11 protein-coding genes and 1 pseudogene are annotated in these 12,184 nt (G+C 33.7%); 10 read left to right on the top strand and 2 right to left on the bottom strand.

The annotated features are described in order from the left end of the window. Positions 1-4 precede the first annotated feature (4 nt). The 10 genes and pseudogenes from gldI (at position 5) to BSF42_RS11010 (ending at position 8,809) form a co-directional block, all read left to right on the top strand. Complete coding sequence (gene gldI / locus BSF42_RS11055; RefSeq protein ID WP_095953154.1) at positions 5-661, top strand: gliding motility-associated peptidyl-prolyl isomerase GldI; 657 nt, start codon at positions 5-7, stop codon at positions 659-661. Positions 662-677: 16 nt separating this feature from the next. Continuing rightward, the gene (locus BSF42_RS11050; RefSeq protein ID WP_095953153.1) at positions 678-1,748 is read left to right on the top strand and encodes a peptidylprolyl isomerase; all 1,071 of its coding nucleotides are present in this window, start codon (positions 678-680) and stop codon (positions 1,746-1,748) included. Between the two features lie 33 nt (positions 1,749-1,781). Beyond that, a complete protein-coding gene (locus tag BSF42_RS11045) occupies positions 1,782-2,930 on the top strand; it encodes a peptidylprolyl isomerase (RefSeq protein WP_095953152.1) in 1,149 nt (382 codons plus the stop codon). A 219-nt stretch (positions 2,931-3,149) separates the two neighbouring features. Continuing rightward, complete coding sequence (locus tag BSF42_RS11040) at positions 3,150-4,049, top strand: DMT family transporter (protein WP_095953151.1); 900 nt, start codon at positions 3,150-3,152, stop codon at positions 4,047-4,049. 88 nt (positions 4,050-4,137) lie between these two features. Then, positions 4,138-4,494: a DoxX family membrane protein gene (locus tag BSF42_RS11035; protein ID WP_095953150.1), complete on the top strand. Its 357-nt coding sequence runs from the start codon at positions 4,138-4,140 to the stop codon at positions 4,492-4,494. A gap of 25 nt (positions 4,495-4,519) precedes the next feature. Beyond that, the gene (gene aqpZ, locus BSF42_RS11030; RefSeq protein ID WP_095953149.1) at positions 4,520-5,227 is read left to right on the top strand and encodes an aquaporin Z; all 708 of its coding nucleotides are present in this window, start codon (positions 4,520-4,522) and stop codon (positions 5,225-5,227) included. 24 nt (positions 5,228-5,251) lie between these two features. Then, a complete protein-coding gene (locus BSF42_RS11025; RefSeq protein ID WP_095953148.1) occupies positions 5,252-5,491 on the top strand; it encodes a GlsB/YeaQ/YmgE family stress response membrane protein in 240 nt (79 codons plus the stop codon). A 121-nt stretch (positions 5,492-5,612) separates the two neighbouring features. Next, a pseudogene (locus BSF42_RS11020) lies at positions 5,613-6,449 on the top strand (sterol desaturase family protein). 112 nt (positions 6,450-6,561) lie between these two features. Further along, entirely contained in the window at positions 6,562-6,840 is a 279-nt protein-coding gene (locus tag BSF42_RS11015; protein ID WP_095953147.1) for a DUF2805 domain-containing protein, read from the top strand. A gap of 112 nt (positions 6,841-6,952) precedes the next feature. Then, entirely contained in the window at positions 6,953-8,809 is a 1,857-nt protein-coding gene (locus BSF42_RS11010) for a peptidase M61 (protein ID WP_095953146.1), read from the top strand. Positions 8,810-9,098: 289 nt separating this feature from the next. Here the strand turns inward: BSF42_RS11010 and BSF42_RS11005 are convergent, their stop codons facing one another. Together BSF42_RS11005 and BSF42_RS11000 are read right to left on the bottom strand one after the other, a co-directional pair. Then, positions 9,099-9,542 (bottom strand): hypothetical protein, encoded by a 444-nt coding sequence (locus BSF42_RS11005; protein ID WP_095953145.1) that lies wholly within the window; start codon positions 9,540-9,542, stop codon positions 9,099-9,101. Between the two features lie 301 nt (positions 9,543-9,843). Next, on the bottom strand, positions 9,844-12,177 hold the full coding sequence (locus BSF42_RS11000; protein WP_095953144.1) for a GH92 family glycosyl hydrolase: 2,334 nt from the start codon (positions 12,175-12,177) through the stop codon (positions 9,844-9,846). Between the last annotated feature and the right edge of the window lie 7 nt (positions 12,178-12,184).

Raw genomic sequence — 12,184 nt, 5'->3', positions numbered from 1 at the left:
AATCATGAACAACCTAAAACTTAGCATTTATAGCTTGCTTTTTGCTGTTTTGTTAATCAGCTGTAAGCATCATGAAGAAGCCAGAAGACCTATTTCCACCGCTTCGGGAACATTCATGAAAAAATCTGCCGATCGTAACAAAAAATTAGTGGCAAACGAAGAGGATGTCATTAAAAAGATCATCAAAAGCAATCCGAAGGTTAAATACTATGCCACTCCAAAAGGCTATTGGTTTAATTATGAAGAAAAAAACGCAGCAGAAATAGCATCACCAAGAAAAGGCGATATTGCTTATTTCAATTTGGAAGTAAAAGATATTAAAGGCAGTGTAATTTATTCAGAATCTGATCTTGGCCCGCAGACCTATTATGTGGACAAACAGGATATCATGATGGGATTGCGCGACGGAATCAAGAGAATGCATAAAAATGAAACTGTAACTTTCTTATTTCCATCGCATATGGCTTATGGCTATCATGGAGATAACAAAAAAATTGGTCCAAACGAATCTTTAATCGTTACGGTTACACTTAGAAATTTTGTTGCAGACCCAACTGCTCAAACTGCCGCTTCTGCAGTCCAAGCTCCAAAGAAAGCAACTCCAAAACCTGCAGCGTCAAAACCTGCAGCACCAGTAAAAAAAGATACATTAACTCCATAAAAAACAATCTCTTAAGATGAAAAAGATTATTTTATTATTATTAATAGCCGTTAGCTCATTTTATTCTTGTAAAGACGACCACAGTAATCTGCCTGATGGTTTATATGCCGATATCGAAACAAACAAAGGTCATATTATTGTTGAGCTTGACTACAAAAAAGCACCAATAACTGTTGCGAACTTTGTGACTTTGGCTGAAGGTAAAAACGAATTTGTTACACATGAAAACTTAAAAAACAAACCTTTTTTTGATGGTTTAAAATTCCATAGAGTTATTGAAAGCTTCATGATTCAAACTGGTGATCCTTTAGGAACTGGTTCTGGAGATACTGGATATAAATTTAAAGATGAGTTTTCAGATTTAAAATTTGATAAAGCTGGTGTTTTAGCAATGGCCAACAATGGACCTGGAACAAACAGCAGCCAATTTTTTATTACACATGTTGAAACTCCTTGGTTAGATAACAAACACACGATTTTTGGTCATGTAGTTGATGTAAAAGATCAGGAAGTGGTAAATAAAGTAATTCAAGGCGATAATATCGTTTCTGTAAAAATTATCAGAAATGGCGAAGCAGCTAAAAAGTTTGATGCTGTAAAAGTATTTCATGATTATTTTTCTGAAATCGCAAAAGAACAAAGCAAATATGCAGCAGTTCAAAAAGAAAAAGTTGCTTATTACGCTTCTATTAAACCAAAAGCAACTAAAACAACAAGCGGACTAGAATTTGTAATTACTGAAAAAGGAAGTGGTAAAAAACCTGCAGCAGGAACTCAAATACACATTCAATATGCAGGTTTTCTTGAAGATGGAACTCTGTTTGACACAAGCTTAGAAGACGTTGCAACACAATTTGGAAAATTTGATCCTGCGAGAGCTGCAGCAAAAGCATATAGTCCAATTGATTTTAAAGCGGGCAGTAAAGGTGGTTTAATTCCAGGTTTTATTGAAGGAGTTGAACAGCTTTCTATTGGAGATAAAGCAGTTCTTTTTATTCCGTCTCACTTAGCGTATGGAGAAACTGGTGCTGGTGCTGTCATTCCGCCAAATGCAAATATTATATTTGAAATTCAAATCACAGAATAACCGTAAAACTTTTATAACCATAAATTTAAAGTAATGAAGTTTAAATTTTTATTTTTATTTTGCTTAGCAATAGTAAATATTCAGGCTCAAACTAAAAAACCTGCGGCTAAACCTGCAGCGAAGGCAAAAACAACTACAGCTGCGAAACCTGCCGCTAAACCAAATACAAATCCTAACGAAGGAATTTTTGCAACAATTTCAACTACTAAGGGCGATATTGTTGTTACTTTAGAATATGTAAAAGCTCCAGTAACTGTAGCTAATTTCATTTCTTTGGCAGAAGGAAAAAATCCGAATTTAAAAGTCGAAAAATTAAAAGGAAAACCATTTTACGATGGCTTGAAATTCCATAGAGTTATTAATGATTTTATGATTCAAGGTGGAGATCCCGACGGAAATGGTTCTGGAGGTCCTGGATATTCATTTAAAGATGAATTTAGAGAAGAACTAAAATTTGACAAAGGCGGAATTCTGGCAATGGCAAACTCTGGCCCGGCAACAAACGGAAGTCAATTTTTTATTACACACAAAGATACTCCTTGGTTAAATGGAAAACATACTATTTTTGGACATGTTGTTTCTGGAATGGACAATGTAAATAAAATTGCTCAGGACGATATTATGACAAAAATCACTATTACACGAAAAGGTGCAGCAGCTAAAAAATTTGATGCTGTAAAAGTGTTAACTGATGAAGCAAAAAAAGAAGAAGTAAAAAAATTAGAAGCTGAAAAAGTGATTAAAGACAAAGCTGCTTATTTTGCTGCAACAAAAGCAAAAGCAACTGCCACTGCCTCTGGTTTAAAATATGTTATTACTAAAAAAGGAACTGGTGTAAAAGGTGCTGAAGGTTCAACAATCTATTTCCATTACGCTGGATATTTTGAAGATGGTAAATTGTTTGACAGCAGTATTCCCGCAGTAGCAAAAGCGTACGGAACATATGATGCAAATAGAGATGCACAAGGAGGTTACAAAGCTTTTCCTTTTACTGTTGGTAAAAAAGAAGGCATGATCCCAGGTTTTATAGAAGCTCTTGATATGATGACAGACGGAGATAAGGCAATTTTCTTTCTTCCTTCTAATTTAGCTTATGGTGAAAAAGGAGCTGGAAGCGTGATTCCACCAAACTCTACTTTGGTTTTTGAAATTGAAACTTATCAAAATCAGCCAGCAAAATAATTAAAAGAGAATTCTATTTTCTTATATACAAAAAACATCAAAATATATTTTTGGTGTTTTTTTGTTTTACAATTATTCTAATCATTAACATATTAATAATTTAAGGGTTTAAAATCAATATTGACCAATAGTAAAATCAGTATTTAAGTATTCTTTCTGCTGAATCCTAAACAAAATAACTTACCTTTGCCGGCTTTAATTTTTTAAAACAAGTAAATTATGACGTCTCAAAACAATGTATTAAAAGGTGTTTTTCTGGTAGCTTTAGGAGCAACTACATACGGAATGCTCGCTACTTTTGTAAAAATGGCTTATACTGAAGGATACACGACTGCAGAAGTTACGACATCACAATTTATTTTCGGAATTACAGGTATTTTACTGATTAACCTTTTTCAAAGAATAAAAAATAAAAATACAGCTGTAAAAGCAACTCCAAAAAATATATTCAGTTTAATGCTTGCCGGAACTTCATTAGGAATGACAAGTTTGTTTTACTATCTGGCTGTAAAATATATTCCTGTTTCTATTGGAATCGTTTTATTAATGCAGACTGTTTGGATGGGTGTTTTACTTGAAATGATTTTAGAAAAAAAACTACCTTCTAAACAAAAAGTCATTGCGGTACTTATCGTGCTTTTTGGAACTGTTTTAGCCACAAATATCATTCATAACGACATTTCATTAGATTGGCGTGGTTTGCTTTGGGGAATTTTAGCTGCAGCATCTTTTACTACCACTATGTTTACAGCAAATCGTGTAGCAACCGAAATTTCATCGGCACAAAGAAGTCTATATATGCTTTTGGGCGGTTCAATTATTGTTTTTTCATTTGCGTTTGCTACTCAGGTAACTCCTTTTAATCTTGAAATTTTCTTAAAATGGGGAATTGTATTGTCTTTGTTTGGGACTATAATTCCACCAATGTTGATGAATATTGGTTTTCCTTTAACTGGTATCGGACTTGGAAGTATTGTTTCTGCTCTAGAGTTACCTGTTTCTGTTATGATGGCGTATGTTTTATTAAACGAAACGGTAATCTTCTCTCAATGGGTTGGAATTGTTTTAATTATACTTGCGATAATTATTATGAATGTAAATTTCAAGTCCAAAAAATAAATCAATTTAATCATTATTTAAAAAACATTTCTTGTAATGTAATAATTGTTAATTTTTTTTATAAATTCGTGATAAATAATTATATATCATGACATTACCTTGGCATTTATATTTGATGGCTTTATTATATATAGGTGCTGGAATTAATCATTTTAGAAAGCCCGGAATGTACATAAGAATCATTCCGCCAGTATTTAAAAACCCCAAATTACTAAATATTTTAAGTGGTGCTGCCGAAATTATTTTAGGTCTCCTTCTCACCCTGCCTTTTACTACACACTTCGCTGCCTGGGGAATCATAGCGCTGTTAATTGCTATTTTTCCTGCAAATTTATATATGTTTCAAAATAAAAAAGCAGGTTTTGGTTTACCATTATGGATTTTATTTGTACGTTTGCCCTTACAAATTGTTTTGATTTATTGGGCATCCCAATATATATTCTAACATTAACCATTAAATTATTTTTATTATGAAAAAATTATTTGCTGAGTTCTTCGGAACTTACTGGCTAGTTTTTGGAGGCTGTGGAAGTGCCATTTTTGCCGCTGCATATCCCGAGTTAGGGATTGGATTTGCAGGTGTCGCCTTAGCGTTTGGTTTAACAGTTTTGACAATGGCATATGCCGTTGGGCATATTTCTGGAGGCCATTTTAATCCTGCCGTTTCCTTGGGTTTATGGGCTGGCGGAAGATTTCCTGCCAAAGATCTTATTCCTTACATTATTGCACAATGTATTGGAGCGATTGCTGCAGCAGGAACTTTGTACACAATCGCTTCAGGAAAAGCTGGTTTTGTAATTGACAGCACTAAAGCCGGTGCTTTTGCTTCAAACGGTTTTGGGGCATTTTCTCCTGATGGATATTCTTTCCAAGCTGCTTTTATAGCGGAGTTTATCCTTGCATTATTTTTCTTATTAATTATTTTAGGAAGCAGCGATAAATGTGCAAATACAAATTTCTGCGGCATTGCAATTGGGTTAGGCTTAACTTTAATTCATTTAATAAGCATTCCAATTACAAATACTTCTGTAAATCCTGCGAGATCTTTATCTCAGGCAATTTTTGTAGGCGGAGAACCATTATCACAGGTTTGGCTGTTTTGGGCCGCTCCAATTCTAGGAGCAATTGTAGGTGGATTTATCTACAAGACCCTTTTACAAAAAAACGAAGAAGCTTAAAATAAAATCTTTAAAATTTAAAACATGGAATTTTTATATTTCTTAATTATTGGTGCAATTTCTGGATGGCTTGCGGGTCAAATTTGGAAAGGTGCAGGTTTTGGGATAATTGGTAACATCATCGTTGGAATCATTGGCGGTTTTATTGGCGGCTGGCTTGCTGGTAAACTTGGAATCGGTGGCGGCGGACTTCTTTGGCAGATCTTAATTGCTGTTGGAGGTGCCTGGATTTTATTATTCCTAATCAGCCTTATCAAAAAATAGCATTTATAAGCTTATAATTAGTATTTTTAAAGAGAAAATCAGATACATTTCTATTTGGTTTTCTCTTTTTAGTTGGATAAAACCGAAAAGAAAACTGTTTCAACTCAAATATTGATGTATTATGAACGAAATTATTTCTTACTTCAGTACAATTCCATCTTCGCATAGAAGCTTGATTCTGGTTGGCGGTATTACATTATTCTGGCTGATATAAAATTCTTTTCCATTGTTCCGAATGCAGTATAAAAAATGGCCGCATGCAGGAATCAATTTCTTTTTCACATTTACTACTATTGTTGTCAATTTTATTTTGGCATTTATTCTAATTAGAACCGCTACCTGGACTATAGAAAATCATTTTGGTCTTTTACAATGGCTGCCGCAAATTCCTCTTTGGCTTTATACCATAATGGGATTATTACTTCTCGATTTAATTGGAGCTTACTTGGCTCATTTAGTAGAACATAAAGTAAAGTTTCTATGGCAGTTTCACTTGGTGCATCATACAGACACTTGGATCGACACTACCACTGCTAACAGGCATCATCCCGGCGAAAGTGTTATTCGTTTTATATTTACCACTTTGGGAGTTTTGATTGTTGGAACTCCAATGTGGATGGTTTTTCTTTATCAATCCTTATCCGTTATCGCTTCTCAGTTTAATCATGCCAATATTTCGCTTCCTAAAAAATTAGATCTATTCCTGAGTTACTTTATAGTTTCTCCCAATATGCACAAAGTACATCATCATTATGTATTACCTTACACTGATAGTAATTATGGAAATATTTTTTCTGTGTGGGATAGGATTTTTGGAACTTTTACCTATTTATCAAAAGATCAGCTGGTTTATGGTGTAGACACGCATATGAGGCCTGAAGAAAACAATGAATTGAAGAATCTGCTAAAAATACCATTTCAAAAATCACGATCTTTCAAAAACAATGAAAATCACTAAAAAAAGTGTACTTTACTGAAACAACTTATTATTATTTTTTTTAATATTGATACAGAAATTGAAAATCAATCTATTAATCATTAACACCCTATTTTGAATTAATTTTCACGAGATGAAAAAGAGTAACCGTAAAGAATTGACTTGGGAACAAACTGAAAAACTTGTTTCGTTAGCTTTAGAAGAAAGGAATCCATTTGAAATTATAAAAAAAGAATTTGGATTCGCAGAAAAAGAAGTCTTGGATATCATGAAAAAGAAGATGCCTCTTGAAAAATTTGAGATGTGGAAAAAGAAGGCAATTGCAAACAAACCAAAACCAAAACCAGTAAAAATAGATGATTTTGATGAAGATTTGGATGGAAAATATTATATAAAAAATAAACTAGACTAAATTTGAAGCTCCTGTTTTTCAGGAGTTTTTTTTTATTTTTTATTTTAATGTAATTTTTTAGTAACTTTTCTATGTTTTTTGTGACAAATACAAAATAACTAAACATATACAAATGAAAAAAATACTTTACACCTTAGCTCTAGCGGTAACTTTTTGGAGCTGTAAAACAGGTAGCACTGGAGCCGCGAAAAGCAATACAGTAGAGGTTAACATCAATTTGACTGACGTAAAAGACGACAAAGTTTTGGTAACTGTTACGCCGCCAGCTATAAAAACAGACGAAATTGTTTATAGTATTCCTAAAACCGTACCTGGAACTTATTCTACAGATAATTACGGAAAATATGCGGAAGATTTCAAAGCATTTGATGCTAAAGGAACTGCATTAACTGTAAAAAGAATAGATGACAATTCTTGGTCTATTTCTAATGCGAAAACATTAAAAACAATCACTTACCTCGTTAACGATACCTTTGATACTGAAAAAGGTACTGGATTTGGTAATGATGATGTTTTCTCTCCTGCAGGAACCAACATTGACGCAGGGAAAAACTTCATGTTGAATACACATGGTTTTGTAGGGTATTTTAAAGACAAATTAGATGTTCCTTACAAAGTTACTGTTACACACCCAGAAACACTTTGGGGTGCAACTTCTATGACAGATGAAGATGCAAGCAATACAGCTGATGTATTTACAACTCCTCGTTACGCTGTTTTAGTAGAAAATCCGATTATGTATTCTAAACCAGATTACACTACATTTAATGTAAACGGAATGGATATTTTAATCGCTGTGTACTCTCCTACTGGAAAATTTACTGCAGAAAGCATTACGCCAGAAATGAAAACGATGATGACTGCTCAGAAAAACTTTTTAGGAAAAGTAAATGCTACTAAAAAATATACTGTTTTATTGTATTTATCCAGCATGGCAAAAGACGATGCACATGGTTTTGGAGCATTAGAGCACCCAACAGCAACAACTGTAGTTTTACCAGAATCAATGCCAAAAGAAAAATTGGTAGAATCTATGAAAGACGTTGTTTCTCATGAGTTTTTCCATATTGTAACGCCATTAACTGTTCACTCAAAAGAAATTCAGTATTTTGATTATAATGACCCGAAAATGTCTGAGCATTTATGGATGTATGAAGGTGTAACAGAATATTTTGCAAATCTTTTCCAGATCAACCAAGGTTTGATTGACGAAGCTGAATTTTATTCTCGTATCGCTGATAAAATCGAACAAGCAAAAGGTTTAAACGATACAATGTCGTTTACTGTAATGAGTAAAAACGTACTTGAACAACCTTATAAAGATCAATACTTAAATGTATATCAAAAAGGAGCTTTAATCGGAATGTGTATTGACATTATCATTAGAGAGAAAAGCAACGGAGAAAGAGGTATTCTTGATTTAATGCATAAATTATCTAACGAATATGGTGTTGAAAAACCATTTAATGATGATGAACTTTTTGCAAAAATAACTTCATTGACGTATCCTGAAGTGGGCGAATTCCTAAACAAATATGTAGCAGGAACTACTCCAATTCCTTACGATTTTTACTTAGCTAAAGTGGGGGTAACAAAAGCATCTGAGAAAAAACCTGGAAATGTTTTCATCAAAGGACAAAGTCCATATATTACTATTGACAAAGCAACAAAAGAAATTGCTGTTCGTGGTGATATCGAGCCAAATGCTTTCTTCAAAAACCTGAATTTAAAAGGCGGCGATAAAATCTTAGCTGTTAACAACAAACCATATTCTCTAGATAACATCTATGATTTGATTACTGAAAGTGAAAACTGGAAAGAAAATGATCCAATCACTTTAAAAGTAAAAAAAGGTACAAAAGAAGAAACAATTAAAGGAACTGTAAAGTTACCATACGAAGAGTCTGAAACTTTTAAAGCAACTGATGCTTCAAAAGACAAACTTAAAAATGCATGGTTAAAAGGATAATTTCTTTTAAAACAAAAAAATAACCGACAAGTGATTGTCGGTTATTTTTTTGTTTACTAAACTGTTGTTTAGTTCTTAGGCTGTTATTACGTTTGTCAGGCTGAAGAAACAAAGGATCACACTAGTATTTCCTCACTGTCATTCTGCCAATCTTTGTCGAGTTTCGAGTGTGATCCTTCGTTCCGCAGGATTGACAAGATTGTCTGCATAAGTATACCTTTGTCAAAGTTTAAAACTTTGACAAAGGTTTTTTGTTTTGTCATTCTAACAAAGAATGACAAAATTATGTTTATTTCTTCACCGGAAACTTCCAGTCAAATTCGTCTTTACTATTAATGATCGCTCCTATTTCTAATTTTACAACCTCATCGTATTCTGTCTGAAGAATAAACCAATTGTCTTCATTAAAGTAATTTTCGAAAGTATCAAAAGTTTCCTGATTGTATTTTGTAATTCCTTTTGCAGCAAAATCTTTCTTTACCTCTTCAATTTTTCTTCCGATTATTTTGAATCCAAAAACTTCTAAATCAGCGCTTGAAGCAACTAGGTAACCTAATTTTAAATCTTCTTCCTCATAAAATGTCAATCTGATTTTTTGTGCATTGTAAACAAAAATCACATTATCATCTTCGTCTTTATAGTTTTTATCAGGTTTTCCTAAAACAGCCGTTACATCGTTCTGCTTCATCCCGAAAAGCAATTTATCAATTCCTGATTTTAAGTTTATTTTCATCTTTTGTTTTCTTTATTTGAAATGCAAATTTCGTGAAGTTTTTTGTTCTTCTGCCACGAATTGCACAAATTTTATCGAATTTTAATAATCTTATTAATTGACTATACAGCCTTGCAATCTTTGGTTTATCCTGCAAGGTTTACAAAACCTTGTAGGTATTTATATGCATCACGAAAATACACCTACAAGGTTTTGTAAACCTTGCAGAAGCTTGGAATCAAAACCTAGCAGGTTTATCTCTCAATTAAATACTAAAACCTTAAATACTTAGTACCTTAATCTTAGAACCTCAGCACCTTATCTAATACTTATTCGGTTTACTACTCATGTAAAACGTAATTTTCCCTCCATTTAAGACATCATTATGTTTTAAAAATGGCTTATCTAATTGTTTTCCATTCAACAGCACTTTGCTTACAAAAACATTTTTATCCGATTGGTTTACTGTTTCCACTTCAAAGTTTTTTCCGTTTTCTAAATTAAAAACTGCTTTTTTAACCAGCGGACTTCCTAAAGCATATTCGTCAGAACCTGGAGCGACAGGATAAAATCCTAAACTGCTGAAAATATACCAGGCACTCATTTGCCCGAAATCGTCATTACCGCCCAATCCATCAGCTCCATTTCGGTACATTTTTTTCAAGATCATTCTGATTTTATCTTGGGCTTTCCAAGGAGAATCTGTCCAGTTGTATAAATACACTACGTGATGCGAAGGTTCGTTTCCGTGCACGTAATTTCCAATAATTCCGTCTCTGGTAATATCTTCTGTATTTTCAAAATACTTGTCTGGCAAATGCATATTAAATAGAGAATCTAAACGAACTTTAAATTTGTCACTTCCTCCCATCATTTTAATCATATCCGCTGGATCTTGAGGTACGTATAAACTATAATTCCATGAATTCCCTTCTATAAAACCTTGACCGTGCGTATCTAGCGGATCAAATTCTTTTTTAAAAGTTCCGTCATTCAGTTTAGGGCGCATAAAACCTGTTTTCTCGTCATAAACGTTTTTATAGTTTTTAGACCTTTCGATAAACTCATTATAGATTTCCGTTTTTCCTAATTTCTTTGCGGCCTGAGCAATTGCCCAGTCATCATAAGCATATTCTAAAGTTTTAGAAACCGATGCACCATTTTTATCTTCTGGAACATAACCTTTTTTCATGTAATAATCCAGTCCGTCGTAATACGGAACTTTTGCTGTATTCACGCATGCCTGAAGTGCTTTTTCTGCATCAAAAGTAATATTGCCTTTTACAATCGCATCGGCAACAACAGATACGGAATGATAACCAATCATACACCAGTTTTCATTGGCATAATGCGACCAGATTGGAAGCATTTTATGAACGCTTTGATCCGAATGTGCCAGCATTGAACTCACCATATCAGCATTTCGTTTTGGCTGTACAATATTGAACAATGGATGCAAAGCTCGATAGGTGTCCCAAAGGGAATAACTGGTATAATTCGTGAAATTTTCGGCTTTATGAACATTCATATCCAAACCTTTGTAATTTCGGTCTAAATCCATGTATTCTGTTGGACCAAGAAAAGCGTGGTACATTGCGGTATAAAAGTTAACTAAATCTTCTTTCTGAATGGTTTCAACCTGAATTTTATTCAATTCTTTGTTCCAAACTTCCTGACTTTGTTTTTTTACTTTTTCGAAATCCCAGTCTGGAGCTTCTTTTTTCATGTTTTCTAGTGCCCCGGCAGAACTAACGGGAGATAAAGCCATTTTAATTTTGATTTTCTCTCCTTCATTCGTATCAAAATCAAAAAACAGTTTTAAGTTTTGACCTGCCATTTCTGGAAAATTTTTGGTTTGATCGAATCTTCCCCAAAAACCTCTATAAACACTTTTTTCCTGCGCTGCTTGTCCGTAGCTCTTAATTGGCTTACTAAACGACATTGCAAAATATACGGTCCTTGTTCTTGCCCAGCCATTTGTCTGGCGGTAACCGGTAATTAAAGTGTCGTTTTCTACTCTGACAAACGTCCAAACATTCTTTTTATCATAATTGTAAATTCCTGAAGTTAAATCCAGAATAATATGCGCTTCATCTGACTTTGGGAAAGTATATTGATGCATTCCAACGCGAGTTGTTGCCGTGAGTTCTGCTTTTATTTTATGGTCCTCTATAAAAACGCTGTAATACGCAGGTTCTGCTTTTTCTGTCGAATGAGAAAATGCCGATCTATATCCGGACAAAGGTTTTGAAGCAACTCCGGGATTTAATTGTAGTTTTCCCGTTGTCGGCATGATTAAGAAATCACCTAAATCCGAATGGCCTGTTCCGCTGAAATGCGTGTGGCTGAAACCTACAATTGTTTTATCTTCATATTGATATCCTGCACAATATTTGTATACTTCGCCATTATATTTTCCGTTTAAACTATAGGCAATTGTATCTGTCTCGGGGCTTAACTGCACGCTCCCAAAAGGAACTGTTGCACCTGGATAAGTATGACCCATTTTTGCAGTTCCAATCATTGGATCTACGTATTGAATTAGATTTTTTAAGTTATCCTGTTTTTTTTGAGCATGAATTTCATTATAACAGTTTATTGCCAGTAACAATAAAAAAATGCTTTTAAAAAACTTTAGAAGATTAATTTGATTCATATTTTAG

Origin of the sequence: Flavobacterium sp. ACN6, from assembly GCF_002304005.1 — a bacterium.
Classification (GTDB): Bacteria; Bacteroidota; Bacteroidia; order Flavobacteriales; family Flavobacteriaceae; genus Flavobacterium.
This window is presented reverse-complemented; position numbering and strand designations above follow the sequence as displayed.